The sequence below is a fragment of the Acinetobacter sp. AB03 genome (genome assembly GCF_058107045.1).
This window is the reverse complement of the sequence record NZ_JBUEBA010000002.1, coordinates 969,197-986,992: the sequence shown is the minus strand read 5'-3', so window position 1 is coordinate 986,992 and position 17,796 is coordinate 969,197. Positions and strand designations below refer to the sequence as shown.

Genomic DNA, 17,796 nt, shown 5'->3' with positions numbered 1-17,796 from the left:
ATGAGAGCCATTTAATGAATCAAGATCAAAACCAATCTGATCCGCAAAAACCTGAAAAACAAGAAGATCAAGTGGAGCCATCAACAGAGGAATTAACCACAAATAATACTCAAGAACAGGCACAGACTGAGAGCGAACAGACTGAGCCAGCATCAACCAATACAAACCCCGAGCAAAAGTCCAAAGCGATCAAGCTGATTGGGGGACTCGCTCTTATTATTCTATTCATCGTGATTGCTTTTGGACTGTGGAAGGCCTATCAACCGAAAACGGTTGAAATCCAAGGTCGGGTTGAGGCAGAAACGATCCATGTCAGTACCAAAGTGCCCAGTCGAATTGATGAAATTTATGTACATGACGGACAGAAGATCAGCAAAAACCAAGAACTCGTTCGACTGTATAGCCCAGAAGTCGATGCCAAAAAACAGCAAGCGCTGGCCAGCTTACAGGCTGCTTTAGCACTACAATCCACCGCTGACCGCGGCTCTCAGGAAGAAAATATTGCGAGTTTATACGCCAACTGGCAAGCACTGAAAGCACAGCAAACTTTGGCACAAACCACCTATCAACGTGGTGCAAACTTGTACCAACAAGGTGTCATCTCACGCCAACGTCGCGATGAAATGCATGCTGCGGCGCAATCAGCTGCTCAAATGACAGAAGCCGCATATCAACAATATGCTCGGGCTGAACGTGGCAGCACTCCACAGCAAAAAAGTTCAGCAGATGCGCAAGTGCAAATTGCAAAAGCAGCTGTTGCTGAAGTCAATGCACTTGAAGCTGAAACCAAACTACTCTCATCTATTGACGGTACCGTTTCTAAAACTTATGGCAAACCCTCTGAATTGGTAGCAATGGGGGTACCGATTGTCAGTATTATTCAAGATCGCGAGCTTTGGGTATCACTGAATATTCGTGAAGACCAATATGCCAACATCTATCAGGCAAAACAAATTGAAGGCTTTATTCCAGCCTTAAACCTACATACCAACTTTAATATTAAGAATATTGATGCTGAAGGCGAATTTGCCACCATTAAGACCACACGCCAAACAGGGGGCTATGACATTCGTAGCTTTAAAGTTCATTTGACGCCTGCGCAAGCCATTCCAGACCTAAAAGTTGGCATGAGTGTGTTGTTTAAAGTCAAAGAGAGCAAATAATGCTAAGGGGACTACTGCGGGAACTGAACTATTTACTCAAACATAAGTGGGATCTATGTTTAGTCACGCTTGCCCCACTGTTTATTATCGTACTGTTTTCCAGCATGTTTGCCCAAGGCAAGCCTGAACATTTGCCTATTGCGATTATTGATCAGGACCAAAGTGAGCTAAGCCAAAACATACAGCGCTACTTAAGACTCAACCATACTTTAGATGTCGCCATCGTCAGTGATCAAAATACCGAAGTTGAAAAGCTGCTGAACCAAACCAAAGTTTGGGGTTACGTCAGTATCCCCAATGGCGCCGAACAACGTTTTGTTCAAGCTAAAGATGCTGAAATCAGCATTGCCTATAACCAAAGTTACTTTAGTGTGGGTAACACCATTTCATCAGCCATGTTACTCAGCACAGTTGAAGCCATGGCAGACTATGCTGGTGAAAGCTATTTAGAAAATACTATTCCTTATTTAGATGTACCTACGCCACACGTTAAAATTTCGACCTTATACAATCCAAATTTGAGTTATGAGTTCTATTTAGAACCCTTTATGATTCCTGCGATTTTGCATTTACTACTCTGCTGCTGTGTCGCATTTTCAGTCGGTCAAGAATTTAAGTTTCATACAGCGCAAAATTGGCTAAACAACCAATCTGCTTTTAAAGCCATCCTCACGAAAAACCTGACCTATGTACTTATTTTTAGCTTATGGACATGGGCGTGGATGTTTTGGCTAGTCGAAATTCGCGGTTGGTTTGTTGCTGGTCAGCTTTGGTTCATCATGTTGGCACAGCTTTTATTTTATAGCGCCTATGCCTTGATCAGTAGTACCATTGTTTTAGCCACCAACAACTTATCTAAAACCTTTGGTTTAATTGCTGTGTATGGCGGCTCTTCGCTCAGTTTTGCAGGAGTGACCCTCCCCTTAAATAACGCACCACTGTTTACCAAATTTTGGGCCAATATTATCCCTTACACACCTTATGCCAAACTACAAACCGAACAATGGGTCATTGGTAGCCCAATCAGTTCATCGCTGTTGCCTTTACTCATTCTTATTCTCTATGTGGTCTTTTACGCTGTGACCTCTGTCCTGCTCCTCAAAAAACGAAGCAAAGGAACAGTGTCATGAAGTCATTTTTGCACTATTACCTCAAGACATTTAAAGACATTATCGCCAATCAGTCGATTTTAACCACGCTCATCCTCTCGGTGATTTTCTATAGTATTTTTTATCCGACTGCCTACAAAGCACAGCAAGCAGAAGCTTTACCGATTGTGATTGTGGATGAAGAACAAAGTATCGTGACCAATAACATCATTCAGCAAGTTTCGCTCAGTCCAAATGTTGAAGTGAAGGCTGTGACAGGCAATTTCCTCGATGCTGAAAATATGATTAAACAACAGCAAGTCGATGGTATTTTGCTCTTACCCGAAAATCTTTCCAATAGTCTTCGGCATGGCGAAGTCGGTGGGATTGGGCTCTATCTCAGCGCGGCAAACTTTTTAAAAACCAAGCAAATTGGACTAGGTCTCACTACCTCTATTGAAAATGCTGTACGCGAGCACGTGGAAAAATTTGGTAATATTTCGCACTTTTCTCCAGCCATTTCCATTCATCAAACGCCGCTTTTTAACACCATGTCGGGTTATGGTAGTTATATTTTCCCCGCCATTGCTCCGCTGATTATTCATCAAGCCATCGTGCTCGGTTTAGGGATGTTATTGGCCGGATACCGCGAACAGAAATGGCGACCGACGACGACGGAATTTTTTGCGATTTTTTGCGCCATTCTGACCATTGGTATGCTCGGTTGTTTATATTTATTTGGCTTTATTTATTGGTTAAATGACTACCCACATGGGGGGAATTTTAGCGGCATGTTACTGACCGTGCCGATTTTTATAGGCTGTATCGTGGCATTAGGTATGTTGATTTCAACATTTTTCGATATGCCTGAGCGTGCAGGACATGTCATTGTATTTACCTCTATTCCGCTATTTCTTCTCTCAGGAACAGCATGGCCACACGCCGCAATGCCCGTTTGGATGCAATACTTGGGCAATGTTTTGCCATCGACCCAAGGGATTCAAATGTTTATTCAACTGAACCAAATGGGTGTACCAACTGCACTTATTCTGCCGAAACTACTCTATCTCTTTGTGTTTGGTATAGCTTGCACAGCATTTGCTTATTGGCGTCTCAAGCATCGCTAAATTTTAGAACGTATTGATAGCAATCCTACCCATTTAATCCGTTGAAGCCCCATAAAGCTTGACATCAAAGCTGCGAATTTTTGTGCTTCCGCCTGCTTTATCAAAACCAACATCGTATTGAACTAGGTTTTTATTGCTATAAGCATACTCATAGGTAACTGCGTACAAACTTGGTTTTTCCGTCGATTTTTCAATGTGTTTCGATACAATTTTTTGAGTCGTAATGGCTTGTTTAGGAATCGATTTTGCAAATTTGCGCATGTCTTTTTCATGAGTTTTAAATTCACGCTGTAACTCTGGCTCAAAATAAGTATAGAGCTGCGGAAAATCCCCCTGAGTAAAGGCTTGGTAAGCTTGCTGAGCCACTTGCTCTTGAGCAGGACTCGGATTTGGGATCGAATCCAATGCCTGTTGTCCCAATTTATCACACGCTGTTAAAGCCAATACACAACTCAAAACCAGTAATTTTGCTTTCATAAAATCGTCTCCGCCACTAGGTCATCGCCAATATGAAAAAGGACGCCGAAGCGCCCTTTTCTTTTTCATTCAGTTAGTCTTCGTTCGATGTATTGGTATCTGTTGTATTTTCAGATGCATCTACATTTACTTCGTCAACCACAGTTTCTTCAGTTGTTTCAATAGAAGCATCTAAAATATCATCTTCGACTTCAACGGCTTCAACAGCAACGACACCGACCAAGATTTCTTCATTACCTAAACGAATCAGACGTACACCTTGTGCATTACGACCCGTTCTAGCAACTTCAGAGGCACGAGTACGAACTAAAGTACCGCCATCAGAAATCAACATCAGCTCTTTAGATTCATCAATGGCAACCGCACCTACCAATTCACCGTTACGTTCAGATGTTTTGATGGCAATAACGCCTTTACCACCACGTTTCTTGGTTGGGAAGTCATCCACTGGCGTACGTTTACCATAACCATTTGCAGAAGCACACAGTACTTCGCCAGTTTCAGGTACAACAACTAATGAAACAATACGGCTTGCCACATTTAAATCAGAAGATTCTTCATCATCTGAATCTGTGTCGGTTTCAACATCATCTTCGGTCTGAGCTGCAGCTAAAGTGACGCGCATACCACGCACCCCTTTTGCAGTACGTCCCATCACACGTGCATCAGTTTCAGAGAAGCGAATTGCTTTACCTTCATTTGAGAACAACATGATTTGCTGTTCGCCATCGGTGATTGCAACACCAATCAAAGTATCTTCTTCTTTTAGCTCAATTGCACGTAAGCCGTTTGAACGAACATTACTAAATTGTTCTAATTCAACACGCTTGACCGTACCAGATGCAGTTGCCATAAATACAAAGAAGTTCTTACGCATTTTCTCTGCAAGATCAGCAAATTCAGCAACTGTTTCATTGTCCAAATCTGTGGTTGAAAGCTCAACACCCAACTCTTTCAATTGCTTACGTAATGCATCAGAGAGTTCATCGGCATCTTCAGCCAACTCATCGAATGAAGATTTTAACGCTTCATAATGCGCGTCGATAATACTATTTTCACGTAATGTCGCGACATTGCTACGCACAAAGTTTTTGAACTCAGCTAAGCGTTCTTTAAATTTCTTCGGCGCATCAATCACAGGAAGAATTGCTGTGATCGTCTCATCGGCATCCAGTGGCAATAAGTTCACCATTGGGCGACCTTTTGAACCACGCGATGCTTGAGGCACTTCAAACACTCTCAGGCGATAGACTTTACCAACATTGGTAAAGCACAACACTGTGGCATGGTTAGAGGTCACAATCAGATGCTGGATGTAGTCATCTTCTTTCATCGAGGTCGCAGATTTACCACGTCCACCACGACGCTGCGCAGCATAGTCTGAAAGCGGTTGTGTTTTCGCATAACCTGTTTTTGAAACAGTCAGTACCACTTGCTCTTCAGGAATTAAATCTTCACGCGAGAAGTCAATACGAGACTCAACAATTGCGGTACGACGAGCATCACCGTATTGTTGCAAAATTAAAGCTAATTCTTCTTTAATCACTGCCATCAATAAATTGAAGTCATTTAAAATAGCTGTAAGTTCAGCAATTTGACCTAAAATTTCAGTATATTCAGCTTGTAACTTGTCTTGTTCAAGACCCGTTAAACGGTGCAAACGAAGTTCAAGAATCGCACCGACTTGCGCAGGCGATAAACGATATATCTGACCATCTAGACCAAACGGACGGCTTGGATCTTCACCTTCAATTTCGTCTGGACGTACAGAAACAGAACCTGCTTTTTCAAGCAGTGCAATTACATTGCCTGCTGCCCACTCACCTGCTTGTAAACGCTCACGCGCCTCAGCCGGGTTTGCAGAAGTTTTAATGGTTTCAATGATCGCATCAATATTTGCTAATGCTACCGTCAAACCTTCTAAAATATGGCCACGTTCACGTGCTTTACGCAACTCAAACATGGTACGACGCGTTACCACTTCTTGGCGGTGACGAATAAATGCCGCAACAATGTCTTTCAAGTTCATTAACTTTGGCTGGCCGTTGTCTAAGCACACCATATTAATGCTGAAAGAGTTTTCCAACTGCGTGTTTTGGAATAAGTTATTCACCACAACTTCAGCGTTTTCACCACGCTTTAAGTCAATGGCAATACGCATCCCATCTTTGTCAGATTCGTCACGTAGCTCAGAAATACCTTCCAGTTTTTTCTCTTTCACCAACTCAGCGATACGTTCAATGGTTTTCGCTTTGTTGACTTGATATGGAATTTCTGTGAAAACGATCGTGGTACGACCTGTTTTTTGGTCTTCTTCAAAGTGGTATTTACCACGAATATGCAAACGACCTTTACCCGTACGGTAAGCATCAACAATGCCCGCTTTACCGTAAATAATACCACCTGTAGGAAAGTCTGGACCCGAAATATATTCCATCAATCCTTCAATTGAAATATTTGGGTTTTCAGCATAGGCCAAACAAGCGTTCACGACTTCAGTCATGTTGTGCGGCGCCATATTGGTCGCCATACCCACAGCAATACCTGTAGTACCGTTAATCAGTAAGTTAGGAATACGCGTTGGCATCACTTGCGGAATACGTTCAGAACCGTCGTAGTTATCTTCCCAATCCACCGTATCTTTTTCAAGATCGGCAAGAATTTCATGAGTCAACTTACGCATACGAACTTCGGTATAACGCATCGCAGCTGCGCTATCGCCATCGACCGAACCAAAGTTCCCCTGACCATCAACCAATTGATAACGCAAGCTAAAGTCTTGAGCCATACGAACAATGGTTTCATAAACAGCAGAATCACCATGTGGGTGATATTTACCGATCACATCACCAACCACGCGGGCAGACTTTTTATAAGCTTTGTTGTAGTCATTACCCAATTCGTGCATTGCATAAAGCACACGACGATGAACAGGTTTTAGACCATCCCGAACATCTGGCAAAGCACGAGAAACAATCACGCTCATTGCATAGTCAAGATACGAGTTCTTGAGTTCATCCTCAATCGCAATCGGTCTGATTTCCGATACGCTCATGCATACTCCTTATTCTACAAACGTAAAACCGCTTGCATTTATATGTCGTAAAACTTGCAAAATTATTAGTTCAAAATACTGAACTAAAAACTGAAATATAGCCGTAAATTATAGCATAAACACTCTGATTTTTGTGTCACGTCACCCCAGTTAATCTCGTTAATTTTCTTTAATTTAGGGGTTATTTTTTACACATGTATAGGATGTACATTTACAGCTCCATCACATTCCCTATCAGCGTTGCATAAAATGCAAAAAAGCCCTCATTTTTGAGAGCTTTAAGCCATGTCTTGCCTATCTTTGGACTTACTGATCGATCCCTTGCTTATCGCGCTGCATAATATGAAATGCAACCATAAACAAACCCAGTATTAAAGGAAACTCATACAGCTCCTCCATAAGGTCTTTATAAGCAATCTGATGTAAGAAAATTCCACCATAAATGCGGCTGTGCTCAATGCCGTCAGAAATAATCAATCCCAACACCGTGAGCAGCATTGCCCAAGCAGGAATCGCCATGCTCTTCATTTTTATCGCAATCTCATCGCGCAGTGGTTTAACCAACAACATAAATACGACTGAACCAATCAAAACCACCGAGATGCCACGAAAATATACTTTTGGGACTTCAGGGAAATAGTCTCCTCCCCAACTGGTGCTACGTCCAAACAAAAGCAACCACCACAGTACAGCCCAGATCCAAAAATACTTTTTACCCTCAGGAAGATGCATCGGTTGCATGTAAAAATAGCTAAATACAGCAAATATCAATAAAAGTAACGCTTGAATATTTTCCACGCCACGTACAACAGCACCACCTAAAAGTGGAAATTGCAGATCAGCTAAAAATGGAAAAATTAGACACAGAACAGCAAGGATCAGAACAGACCAAGATACACGCATATCAATCAGCAAGATTACAACTCCCAACTTAACAAAAAATGTTTTGTGTAAGTTAAGCTTAAAAATGGATGGCAAATAGTATCATAAATCTGAATATTCAGATGCACAAAAACCTTAATAAATTCTTAAATTTTCAGATTACAATGATTTAAAACAACAAAATACCGATAAGTTATTTCACCCTTCATTTGCATAAAGGCAGTATGCATTATCAAACAAAGCGTACATAAAAAAACGCCCCTTTCGGAGCGTTTTTGAAACGTTGTTAGGAATTAGATTTTAGATACTAATTCTGGAACAACGGTATTCAAATCACCTACTAACCAGTAATCTGCTACTGCATTGATAGGTGCTTCTTCGTCTTTGTTGATCGCAACGATCACTTTAGAGTCTTTCATACCTGCCAAGTGCTGAATCGCACCAGAGATACCTACAGCGATATACAGGTCAGGTGCAACAATTTTACCTGTTTGACCTACTTGCATGTCGTTTGGAACGAAACCAGCGTCAACCGCAGCACGTGATGCACCTTGAGCGGCGCCCAATTTGTCAGCCAATGGATCAAGAACAGTATGGTAGTTCTCACCTGAACCCACACCACGACCACCTGAAACCACGATACGCGCAGCAGTTAATTCTGGGCGTTCAGATTTTACGATCTCTTCAGCAACAAACTTAGAGATACCAGCATCTTTTGCTTCGCTTACAGCTTCAACCGCAGCAGAACCACCTTCAGCAGCGACAGGGTCAAATGCTGTACCACGTACCGTACCAACAATGATTGCTTCATCAGACTGAACTGTTGCAATCGCGTTACCTGCATAGATTGGACGCTTGAACGTATTTGCAGATTCAACAGCAATGATGTCTGTAATCATGCTGACATCAAGAAGAGCAGCCACACGTGGAAGAATATTCTTACCCGTTGTAGTTGATGCAGCCAATACGTGTTTGAAACCACCTTTAGCAATATCTGCAACCAAAGCTGCAACGTTTTCAGCCAATTGGTTTGCGTAAACTGCGTTGTCTGCAAGCAATACTTTGCTTACACCCGCAACTTTTGCAGCAGCATCAGCAACAGCTTGAGCGCCAGAACCAGCAACTAACACAGTGATATCACCACCGATTTTTTGAGCTGCAGCAACAACGTTTAAAGTTGCACCATTTAGTGCTTTGTTGTCGTGCTCAGCGATAACTAAAATACTCATGATTTTATCCTTCTGTATTAGATCACTTTCGCTTCATTTTTTAGTTTTTCTACAAGTTCGTCTACAGACTTCACTTGTACGCCAGCTTTACGTTCAGCAGGCGCTTCAACTTTAACTGTTTTAAGTTTAGTTGTTGTAGAAACACCAAAATCAGCAGGAGACTTCGTATCCAGCGGTTTTTTACGCGCTTTCATAATGTTTGGAAGAGCAGCATAACGTGGCTCGTTCAAACGTAAGTCAGTGGTGATGATCGCTGGAAGTGCAAGTTCAACAGTTTGTAAACCACCGTCGATTTCACGAGTTACTTGTACTTTGTCGCCATCAACTTTAACTTCAGAAGCAAAAGTACCTTGACCTGCACCTAGAAGCGCACCAAGCATTTGGCCGACTTGGTTAGAGTCATCATCAATTGCTTGCTTACCAAGAAGAATCAACTGAGGTTGTTCAGCGTCAACAACGCCTTTCAACACTTTCGCAATTTCTAAAGCACCCAGTTGGCTGTCATCAGCTTCAACTAAAATACCGCGGTCAGCACCAAGCGCCATTGCAGAACGGATTTGCTCTTGCGCTTCTTTAGGACCAATAGAAACAACGATGATTTCTGAAACAGTTCCTTTTTCTTTTAAGCGAACCGCTTCTTCCACTGCGATTTCACAGAATGGGTTAATTGACATTTTAACGTTGGTTAAGTCAACACCACTGTTGTCCGGCTTAACGCGAACTTTAACGTTGGCATCAACCACACGTTTTACAGCAACAAGAGCCTTCATGTAATCCTCGGCTGTTTTAGCAAATGTAAATGTTGAGAAAAGTTAGTTTAACTCTTCACTTAAATTTTTTTAGGTGCCCTATCTTGCAATGTGTACGGCATTTCGGTCAAGTCACAATTCACCAAAGAGCTGTAAAAATGCGTAAATTTAGCTGAACGACGCGTTCATACTTTTTTGTACGCACTATATTTGCACAAAATCGCACTCAGATTAAGTTATGATTTTTATTATATTTTTATCTGATTTACATTATTCAAAGATTTGATTTCTTTTCTCTAACATTCACCATCAAATAGATTATTGACTGTCTGTTCACATCTTTATCAGGCTTCACAAATCTGTCATTTAAGATAGATCACACATCCTTAGATTCAAATACTCATTATTCTAGACATAGGATGACACAATATTGCTGCTTTATTATGCGATCTTAAAAATTTCCTCAAAAAAAAGCATGCCATTTTGACATGCTTCTCTCAGTTTAATTGGCAATCAGCCATGTCGCGGCCAATGCCAGCAAACCACCTGAAGTGCCATCAATCCATTTTTGCTTACGTTCATCTATTGGGGACTTCTGTGTCAGTTTTGCAAAAACCAGACTCAAACTACAGTAGACCACAAAAATCATCGCGATAAAAAGTAAAGATAAAATCAAACCTTGACTGACAGTGTTGGCAGATTTGTCGATAAATTGCGGCAAGATTGCAAAATAGATAAGCATACCTTTAGGATTTAACAGTGCGGTAAAAAAGCCTTTTTTGATCGGGTTATTTTCCGTTTTTCGGTCTAGTTGCAATTTTTTAGTGCTAAAAACCGACTTTAATAAACCAAAGGCCAAATACAACAAATATGCAATACCCAGCCAGCGGATGGTTTCAAACAAAAGCGGGAAAGACACAATAATGGCAGCAATACCCAAAGCCACTAAAATTGAATGTAGTAAATAGCCTGTACATACGCCGATAGTCGCCATCATGCCTGCTTTTGCATCTTTGCCCATAACTTGAGACAGAATAAATAACATATCTGGCCCAGGTGTAAAAATTAGTGGCAGCACGGTCAATGCAAAGAGTACATATACAGACATTTTCTTTCCCCTTTCATCCATTAGAAAGTGAAAATTAGTATGTGCGAAATAATACAAAATTGGCTTTCAATTTATTCTATAATAAAACGTATTTTTCAAATTATATTCTAAGATATGAAACAATCACCAAAGTCTGTGCGCATAAAACTTGACCGTATTGATAAAAATATCATTCGCCACTTACAAGACAATGGCCGCATTCAAAATAATGACTTAGCACGAGAAATCGGTCTATCACCGTCTTCGTGCCTAAGACGCGTCAAACTATTAGAAGAAGCAGGCGTCATTCAAAATTATACCACAGTGGTCGATCCACAAAAAATTGGCCTTCAACTGATCCTGTTCTCGCGTATTTGGCTGGTCGGTCAAGATGCCGAAACCATCGACACCTTTATTGAAGCCATGAAAGAGCTCCCTCAAGTCATGGAATGCTACATTATTTTAGGGGAATGCGATGCAATGCTGAAAGTTGTAGTACCTGATTTAGAAAGCTATCGTGAATTCCAATCCACGCATTTGACCAAAAAGAATGGCATTACCAGTGTCAAAACAGACTTGCCAAGTCAAATCATTAAACAAAGTTTCCAACTCCCGCTCGATGAAATCTAATGTCAGCGCATTTCAATTTTGCGATAGAAACGGCGCGTTTACGTCTAAGAGCTTGGCGCGCAGATGACTTTCCTGCATTTGCGCAGTTAAATGCCGATGCTCAAGTGATGCGTTATTTTCCTAGTCCACTCACGCAAACAGAAAGCGATGCCCTTGCGCAAACGTTTCAGCAATTCATCAATCAAAATGGTTGGGGCTTTTGGGCAGTCGAACTGAAGCATAGTCAGGAATTCATTGGGTTTACAGGCTTAGATGCTCAACCTGAGTGCTTTGATTTTTCACCCTGTGTCGAAATTGGTTGGCGATTGGACTCGAAGTTTTGGCATCAGGGTTATGCCACAGAAGCTGCACAGGCTTGTCTATATTTTGCTTTTTCGGTTTTAAAACTGGATGAAGTTGTTGGTTTTACCGCAGTTCAAAATAGGGCTTCTGAAGCGGTAATGAAACGTCTCGGCATGCAACATCGTGGCTATTTTAATCATCCTAAACTCGACCAAAATAGCCCTCTGCTTCGACATACGCTCTATGCCATTAAGCCAACTGACTTTCTAAAAAATCACGATGAATATGACTTAAATCAATCAATTCATATTGTCCAAGATTAAAAATTTTCCAGACTTCAAGAAAGTCGTCTTTTAAATCAATGCTATTTGAGGGCTGTGCAGTCGCTTGCCACTGTAAATCGGAAATCCATAAATAGTATTGCCCAGTCTCTGCATTAAAAGCCTGAACTTTACCTGCTGCATTGACGCCTTGAACAAATGCATTTTCAGGCAGTACAGGTTCAATATTGGCTAAACTAATTTCAACAAAGTGTTTGACCTGACGCAAACCATAGCCCGCAAAAATTTCTTTTTGCGCGGAGCTGAGTTGATCATACTTTGCTTGTATATCTGAAATCATATACTGACCTATTTTCACATTTGTCATCTTCAATATAAGCTTAAATCTACCGTTTCATTAAACTGGAACATTAAGCCCATCCTCTTTTAAGTTTATACTCTATTTTTTGCCGATTTATTATTCTACAAAAGTTCATAATCACACTTTTTCCAACAAAAGTGAGCGATCATTGCTACTTATTGATCAAGTTGATTCAAGCAAAAGTAAGTAAAGCAAGAATAATGCCGAATCTCACAGAGCGCCCTAGCGCTTTCATAGATATCCGCTAATGTGTTTACGCTGTTTGTTCTGACCTTTGGCATTTAACCTAAAACACAGCGCTATAGTGCATGCATTATGTGACACTATTTTTAAAGTATGAATGAACTAAGTTTTCACCTTTTGCTGTGCTCGTGGATGTGTCTGATCATACACTTGAGCCAGCCTGTCAAAATCGACATGGGTATAAATTTGGGTGGTACTTAAGTTACTGTGACCTAACATTTCCTGCACTGCACGTAAGTCACCACTGTTTGATAGCATGTGACTAGCAAAACAATGACGGAGTAAATGCGGATGCAGATCAATATTTACACCTGCACGCTGTGCTTGAAACTTAACCCGATTTTCAATCTGGCGCATCCCCAAAGGATTGCCCTTTTGAGTAATAAAAACTTGTGCATCGGGAACAAAGTCACCATTCCACAGCGGATAAATTGTCAGCCATTTCATTACCGCATCTTTGGCTTTAGAACCAAAAGGCACAACCCGAGTTTTATTCCCCTTACCTGTAATACGCAGTAACTGTCGGTTAAAGTCGATATCTTTAATTCTTAAGCCTTGCACTTCCGCTAAGCGTAAACCACTTGCATAAAGCAGCTCAAGCAAAGCTTTGTCTCGATACCACATTTGCTGTTCGACTTCTTTCTCAGGCAAGGCCTGATCCAAAATTTGATTGATGGTTTCAATATCCACTAGACCTGGCAAAGGACGAGGTTTACGTTTAAGTTGAAAGTCATCGGCAGGATTAAAAGCCAAATGTTGCCCCTGCTCAGCCCATTTCATAAACTGACGAATAGAGGACAACATCCGCTGTAAACTACTAGAGCTCAACTGTTGATATTCAACTTTTTGCGCAATAAATTCGCGTAAATCAGTGGCTTCAACATCGCCCAACTCAAGCTTTTTCTGTTCGCAAAACAATAAAAAATCAGACGCATCTCGTTCATAAGCCTGCAAAGTATGGGCAGACTGATTTTGTATTTCTCGTTGTTTTAACCACATCGCGAGCAGTTGCATCGGCTCAAAAGTCACAAGTCAGCCTCTATAGTTCTATTCGGTGAAAAATTAATTGGCTTTTGTATAGTAGCACTGTCTCAGTTCTTTATATGCCTATTTCATTTTTCATAAAAAAAGCACTGATGAATCAGTGCTTCTTGTGTGACGCTAAACTTAGTTTTGATAGTAACTCAGATCGATACGTCCTTCGTAGACATTTGAGGTTGGGCCCGTCATCCAAACCACATCACCTTCACGCCATTCGATATGCAACTTACCACCTGCTAGCTCAATCTCAACAGATGAATCGAGTAAACCACGGCGCATACCTGAAATCGCAGCCGCACAAGCTCCTGTTCCACAGGCCAAGGTTTCGCCTACACCCCGTTCAAACACACGTAAGCGCGCATGCTTTTCATCAATGATTTGCATAAACCCAACATTCACACGCTGAGGAAAACGCTCATGCGATTCAACCTGAGGTCCTAGACGTGCAACATCAGCTGTGATCACGTCGGGAACGATAGTAACTGCATGAGGGTTACCCATATTAACCACATCAATGGTCAATTGCTCATTGTTCGCCAAAGCAATGTCATACAAAGTTTCTGGTGCATCCGCAATAAATGGAATTTCCTGCGGCAAGAACTTTGGATAGCCCATATTCACACGTACCCAGCCATTTTGACCGAGTTCGGGTTCTACAATTCCAGCCTTGGTTTGTACTTTAATCTTGGTCTTTGTAGTGAGCTGACGCTCATGTACAAAGCGTGCAAAGCAACGCACGCCATTACCACATTGTTCAACTTCAGAACCATCAGCATTGAAAATACGGTATTTGAAGTCGACATTGGGTAAATCAGGTGGCTCAACAATCAACAACTGATCAAAACCGATGCCGAAATGACGATCCGCCAAGCGCTGAATCGTAACAGTATCAAGGAATGCTCTTTGACTGATTAAATCAACCACCATAAAGTCATTGCCTAGACCATGCATTTTGGTAAATTCTAGTAACATCTTGAATTATCCTTCAGGCAATAAACGTTCTTTGTCCCAAAGTGACTCAATGGTTTCACGCTCACGAATCAAATGTGCGTTTTCACCATCCACCATCACTTCAGCGGCACGACCGCGACTGTTGTAATTTGAACTCATGACAAAACCATAAGCGCCAGCACCCAATACAGCCAGTACGTCATTTTCTTTGAGTGCAAGCACACGCTCTTTACCTAAGAAATCACCTGTTTCACAAATCGCACCAACCACATCCCACTCTTTTGCCTCGACATCCGAACGCGGTGTAACGGGCTGAATATCCATCCATGCTTCATACAGTGCAGGACGAATTAAGTCGTTCATAGCTGCGTCAATAATCGCAAAGTTACGGTGAATGGTCGGTTTGAGTAAATCAACTTTGGTCAGGAGTACCCCTGCATTTGCCGAAATACTGCGTCCCGGTTCCATATACACTTTCAAACCCAATTTTTCTAAAGCGGGCTTCATTGCATTGGCATATTCAAAAACGGTAGGCGGTACTTCATCTTTATAGGTCACGCCTAAACCACCACCAATGTCGATGTGTTTCAACTGAATACCCATGGTTTTCAGCTGATCGATCATCACAATCACACGATCTAGCGCATCCACAAAAGGCTGTGTTTCGGTCAACTGGGAACCAATATGGCAGTCAATACCAATAATATCTAAATTCGGCAGCGTTGCAGCATATTGATAGGTTTCAAACACCGTATCTGAAGGAATACCAAATTTATTTTCTTTTAAGCCTGTTGAAATATAAGGATGCGTTTTCGCATCTACATCTGGATTGACTCGCAGTGAAATGGGTGCTTTTTTACCGAGCTTCGCCGCAACTTTTTGAATCCGATCTAGCTCTGCATGGGACTCGACATTGAAGCATGCAATACCCACTTCTAATGCTTTTTGAACATCGATCTCAGTTTTACCCAAACCCGAAAAGACAATTTTAGAAGCATCGCCACCCGCTTTTAGTACACGAGCCAGCTCTCCGCCGGTCACAATATCAAAACCCGCACCGAGCTTTGCAAGGATATTCAACACCGCAATGTTTGAGTTTGACTTAACCGCAAAACAAATTTGATGATCGATAAAGTCAAAAGCACGATCCATCTCTGTAAAGTGTTTTTCAAAAGTCGCTTTTGAATAAACATACAGTGGTGTACCAAATTGCTGCGCAAGCTGTTGCAGTGAGCATTGCTCAGCATGCAAAACCCCATGATTGCGGGTAAAACTCATGAATGTATCCTTTCTATGAAGCGTTTAAGGTATTAAGGCTGATTGGTTTCAACTGAAGGTGCAGCAAACTCTTGCTTCACGGGCGCTGTATCTTCCTTTTGTGCAGACGGCTTAGATGCTGCGTCTTTATAAAGCAAATATTTCGCTCGCTTGTCGTAGTTTGGATCATTTGGCATATGTAATGTACCAGACTGACCACAACCGACGAATGCAGTACTCATCACCAAGACACTGATGCAGCAAATGACAGAACGCATCTGATCACCTATTTGATATTTTGAAGAAGTATAACCTGATCAACATACATGACCAAACCACTAAGCTCTAAAGATTATAGTGAGTTAAAAAAAAACGCCAGTTAAAGACTGGCGTTTTTCTCAATCGTATCGATTATTTATGTTTCGGTTTGTAGAAACCAAAATAACCAATAATCAAAATGATGAACCAAATTGGACTCACCATTAAAGCTTTCATGGTATCGGCTTCTAGTGATAACACATAGATCACGCCAATGAAGAAAACAATCACAAACCAACAGGTAAACAGACCACCCGGTAATTTAAAGGTCGATTTTGCATGTAACTCTGGACGTGTTTTGTAATACACAATGTAGCTCCAGATAATCATAATCCAGACGCAGATAAACAAAATCGTCGACAGTGTAGTTGCCAAAGTAAAGGCTTCAACGGTGTTCGGTACAAAGTACTGCAGTGCAGCACCTAACAGTAAACAAATTGCTGAAAAGTACAATGCATTTGCAGGAACAGCACGCTTGTTTAAGTGGCCAAATGCTTTTGGTCCTTGATCTTCACGAGACAAACCAAACAACATACGCGACGTTGAAAACACACCACTATTCATTGATGACATCACAGAAGACAATACCACCAAGTTCATGATGATTGCTGCTGCTGCAATACCCGCTTGACTAAACAAGTTCACAAAAGGCGAAACCGCCGGATCAATCACGTTCCATGGTGTCACAGACATTACAATCACTAAAGACAGCACATAGAAAACAATGATACGAATTGGAATCGAGTTCACCGCTTTAGGCAAATTCTTTTCTGGGTCTTTAGTTTCAGCAGCCGTGGTACCGACCAGCTCTACACCTACAAAGGCAAAGATCGCAATTTGGAAACCCGCAAGGAAGCCTGTCACGCCTGTTGGGAACATTCCTCCATGTGACCAAAGATGACTAAATGATGCAATTTCACCCGTCGTTGAAGTGAAACCTGTAAAGATCATCCATAAACCAACGGCAATCAACACCACAATGGCAATAATCTTAATCAGTGCAAACCAAAACTCCAGCTCACCAAACAGTTTCACCGTGACCAAGTTCAAGCCCATGATGAACACAATGGCCGCAACACTGATCATCACCCCTTCCCCAGGTGTGAACGGCATCCCTCCATTAAAGAACTGAAGGTAATAAATAATGGCTGATAAGTCCGCGATACCAATCGTGATCCAACATAACCAATAGGTCCAACCAACGAAATAGCCTGCCCACGGCCCAATCAAATCGGTAGAGAAATCGATAAACGATTTGTACTTCAAGTTAGACAGCAGTAATTCGCCAAGCGCGCGCATGACCAAAAACACCATAAAACCAATAATCATGTAAATGATTAAAATAGATGGCCCAGCGAGACTAATCGTCTTCCCCGACCCCATAAATAAACCTGTACCAATCGCACCGCCAATCGCAATGAGTTGTAAATGGCGGTTGGATAAACTCCGTTTTAAATCACCCTGTTCAGAGGTCGATTCTGTATTTTCTAAACTCATTCTTGATGTCGTCTTTTATTTCCAGTCGCCAAAATTACCCGAAAAGAACAAAAAAATAAAAATAAAATTGTATTAATC

At 41.5% G+C, this 17,796-nt stretch carries 17 protein-coding genes; 5 read left to right on the top strand and 12 right to left on the bottom strand.

Annotated features, from left to right (window positions below; translation table 11 throughout):
* Positions 1–14 precede the first annotated feature (14 nt).
* From ACY3FQ_RS05155 to ACY3FQ_RS05145, 3 genes are read left to right on the top strand one after another with little or no spacing between them, the layout of a single operon-like run.
* The gene (locus ACY3FQ_RS05155; RefSeq protein WP_236769715.1) at positions 15–1,163 is read left to right on the top strand and encodes an HlyD family secretion protein; all 1,149 of its coding nucleotides are present in this window, start codon (positions 15–17) and stop codon (positions 1,161–1,163) included.
* A complete protein-coding gene (locus ACY3FQ_RS05150; protein WP_236769716.1) occupies positions 1,163–2,293 on the top strand; it encodes an ABC transporter permease in 1,131 nt (376 codons plus the stop codon). The genes ACY3FQ_RS05155 and ACY3FQ_RS05150 overlap by 1 nt, the downstream gene beginning before the upstream one ends.
* A complete protein-coding gene (locus ACY3FQ_RS05145) occupies positions 2,290–3,378 on the top strand; it encodes an ABC transporter permease (protein WP_236769717.1) in 1,089 nt (362 codons plus the stop codon). The genes ACY3FQ_RS05150 and ACY3FQ_RS05145 overlap by 4 nt, the downstream gene beginning before the upstream one ends.
* 33 nt (positions 3,379–3,411) lie before the next feature.
* On the opposite strand, the gene ACY3FQ_RS05140 is transcribed toward ACY3FQ_RS05145, so the two are convergent.
* The 6 genes from ACY3FQ_RS05140 to ACY3FQ_RS05115 form a co-directional block, all read right to left on the bottom strand.
* A complete protein-coding gene (locus ACY3FQ_RS05140) occupies positions 3,412–3,855 on the bottom strand; it encodes a DUF3887 domain-containing protein (protein WP_236769718.1) in 444 nt (147 codons plus the stop codon).
* A 73-nt stretch (positions 3,856–3,928) separates the two neighbouring features.
* Positions 3,929–6,910: a DNA gyrase subunit A gene (gene gyrA, locus ACY3FQ_RS05135; protein WP_236769720.1), complete on the bottom strand. Its 2,982-nt coding sequence runs from the start codon at positions 6,908–6,910 to the stop codon at positions 3,929–3,931.
* Positions 6,911–7,216: 306 nt separating this feature from the next.
* A complete protein-coding gene (locus tag ACY3FQ_RS05130) occupies positions 7,217–7,825 on the bottom strand; it encodes a hypothetical protein (protein WP_489773663.1) in 609 nt (202 codons plus the stop codon).
* Positions 7,826–8,085: 260 nt separating this feature from the next.
* On the bottom strand, positions 8,086–9,021 hold the full coding sequence (locus ACY3FQ_RS05125; protein WP_004982561.1) for an FAD-binding protein: 936 nt from the start codon (positions 9,019–9,021) through the stop codon (positions 8,086–8,088).
* A gap of 17 nt (positions 9,022–9,038) precedes the next feature.
* On the bottom strand, positions 9,039–9,791 hold the full coding sequence (locus ACY3FQ_RS05120) for an electron transfer flavoprotein subunit beta/FixA family protein (protein ID WP_005400499.1): 753 nt from the start codon (positions 9,789–9,791) through the stop codon (positions 9,039–9,041).
* Positions 9,792–10,272: 481 nt separating this feature from the next.
* Complete coding sequence (locus ACY3FQ_RS05115) at positions 10,273–10,878, bottom strand: LysE family translocator (RefSeq protein ID WP_078425376.1); 606 nt, start codon at positions 10,876–10,878, stop codon at positions 10,273–10,275.
* 114 nt (positions 10,879–10,992) lie between these two features.
* Between ACY3FQ_RS05115 and ACY3FQ_RS05110 the strand changes: the two genes are divergently transcribed.
* Positions 10,993–11,487, top strand: a complete 495-nt coding sequence (locus tag ACY3FQ_RS05110; RefSeq protein WP_004695793.1) for an Lrp/AsnC family transcriptional regulator — start codon at positions 10,993–10,995, stop codon at positions 11,485–11,487.
* Positions 11,487–12,092: a GNAT family N-acetyltransferase gene (locus tag ACY3FQ_RS05105; RefSeq protein ID WP_062033907.1), complete on the top strand. Its 606-nt coding sequence runs from the start codon at positions 11,487–11,489 to the stop codon at positions 12,090–12,092. Before ACY3FQ_RS05110 ends, ACY3FQ_RS05105 begins: the two co-directional genes overlap by 1 nt.
* On the opposite strand, the gene ACY3FQ_RS05100 is transcribed toward ACY3FQ_RS05105, so the two are convergent.
* The 6 genes from ACY3FQ_RS05100 to ACY3FQ_RS05075 form a co-directional block, all read right to left on the bottom strand.
* The gene (locus ACY3FQ_RS05100; RefSeq protein ID WP_017397046.1) at positions 12,019–12,417 is read right to left on the bottom strand and encodes a hypothetical protein; all 399 of its coding nucleotides are present in this window, start codon (positions 12,415–12,417) and stop codon (positions 12,019–12,021) included. The two genes, ACY3FQ_RS05105 and ACY3FQ_RS05100, sit on opposite strands and share 74 nt — an antisense overlap.
* 339 nt (positions 12,418–12,756) lie before the next feature.
* Positions 12,757–13,668 carry a tyrosine recombinase XerC gene (locus ACY3FQ_RS05095; RefSeq protein WP_279044460.1) on the bottom strand — a complete coding sequence of 304 codons (912 nt, stop codon included), beginning with the start codon at positions 13,666–13,668 and terminating at the stop codon, positions 12,757–12,759.
* A gap of 153 nt (positions 13,669–13,821) precedes the next feature.
* Positions 13,822–14,667 carry a diaminopimelate epimerase gene (dapF, locus tag ACY3FQ_RS05090; protein WP_489773662.1) on the bottom strand — a complete coding sequence of 282 codons (846 nt, stop codon included), beginning with the start codon at positions 14,665–14,667 and terminating at the stop codon, positions 13,822–13,824.
* 6 nt (positions 14,668–14,673) lie between these two features.
* Positions 14,674–15,924, bottom strand: a complete 1,251-nt coding sequence (gene lysA / locus ACY3FQ_RS05085; RefSeq protein WP_489773661.1) for a diaminopimelate decarboxylase — start codon at positions 15,922–15,924, stop codon at positions 14,674–14,676.
* Between the two features lie 32 nt (positions 15,925–15,956).
* Complete coding sequence (locus ACY3FQ_RS05080; RefSeq protein WP_004982578.1) at positions 15,957–16,181, bottom strand: hypothetical protein; 225 nt, start codon at positions 16,179–16,181, stop codon at positions 15,957–15,959.
* Between the two features lie 133 nt (positions 16,182–16,314).
* On the bottom strand, positions 16,315–17,718 hold the full coding sequence (locus tag ACY3FQ_RS05075) for an amino acid permease (RefSeq protein ID WP_004695775.1): 1,404 nt from the start codon (positions 17,716–17,718) through the stop codon (positions 16,315–16,317).
* Positions 17,719–17,796 lie beyond the last annotated feature (78 nt).

Excerpts from the sequence above, each read along its gene's own strand:
- ACY3FQ_RS05155 (WP_236769715.1), top strand. The coding sequence starts at position 15 with ATGAATCAAGATCAAAACCAATCTGATCCGCAAAAACCTGAAAAACAA.
- ACY3FQ_RS05150 (WP_236769716.1), top strand. The coding sequence starts at position 1,163 with ATGCTAAGGGGACTACTGCGGGAACTGAACTATTTACTCAAACATAAG.
- ACY3FQ_RS05145 (WP_236769717.1), top strand. The coding sequence starts at position 2,290 with ATGAAGTCATTTTTGCACTATTACCTCAAGACATTTAAAGACATTATC.
- ACY3FQ_RS05140 (WP_236769718.1), bottom strand. The coding sequence starts at position 3,855 with ATGAAAGCAAAATTACTGGTTTTGAGTTGTGTATTGGCTTTAACAGCG.
- gyrA (WP_236769720.1), bottom strand. The coding sequence starts at position 6,910 with ATGAGCGTATCGGAAATCAGACCGATTGCGATTGAGGATGAACTCAAG.
- ACY3FQ_RS05125 (WP_004982561.1), bottom strand. The coding sequence starts at position 9,021 with ATGAGTATTTTAGTTATCGCTGAGCACGACAACAAAGCACTAAATGGT.
- ACY3FQ_RS05120 (WP_005400499.1), bottom strand. The coding sequence starts at position 9,791 with ATGAAGGCTCTTGTTGCTGTAAAACGTGTGGTTGATGCCAACGTTAAA.
- ACY3FQ_RS05115 (WP_078425376.1), bottom strand. The coding sequence starts at position 10,878 with ATGTCTGTATATGTACTCTTTGCATTGACCGTGCTGCCACTAATTTTT.
- ACY3FQ_RS05110 (WP_004695793.1), top strand. The coding sequence starts at position 10,993 with ATGAAACAATCACCAAAGTCTGTGCGCATAAAACTTGACCGTATTGAT.
- ACY3FQ_RS05105 (WP_062033907.1), top strand. The coding sequence starts at position 11,487 with ATGTCAGCGCATTTCAATTTTGCGATAGAAACGGCGCGTTTACGTCTA.
- ACY3FQ_RS05100 (WP_017397046.1), bottom strand. The coding sequence starts at position 12,417 with ATGACAAATGTGAAAATAGGTCAGTATATGATTTCAGATATACAAGCA.
- ACY3FQ_RS05095 (WP_279044460.1), bottom strand. The coding sequence starts at position 13,668 with ATGCAACTGCTCGCGATGTGGTTAAAACAACGAGAAATACAAAATCAG.
- dapF (WP_489773662.1), bottom strand. The coding sequence starts at position 14,667 with ATGTTACTAGAATTTACCAAAATGCATGGTCTAGGCAATGACTTTATG.
- lysA (WP_489773661.1), bottom strand. The coding sequence starts at position 15,924 with ATGAGTTTTACCCGCAATCATGGGGTTTTGCATGCTGAGCAATGCTCA.
- ACY3FQ_RS05080 (WP_004982578.1), bottom strand. The coding sequence starts at position 16,181 with ATGCGTTCTGTCATTTGCTGCATCAGTGTCTTGGTGATGAGTACTGCA.
- ACY3FQ_RS05075 (WP_004695775.1), bottom strand. The coding sequence starts at position 17,718 with ATGAGTTTAGAAAATACAGAATCGACCTCTGAACAGGGTGATTTAAAA.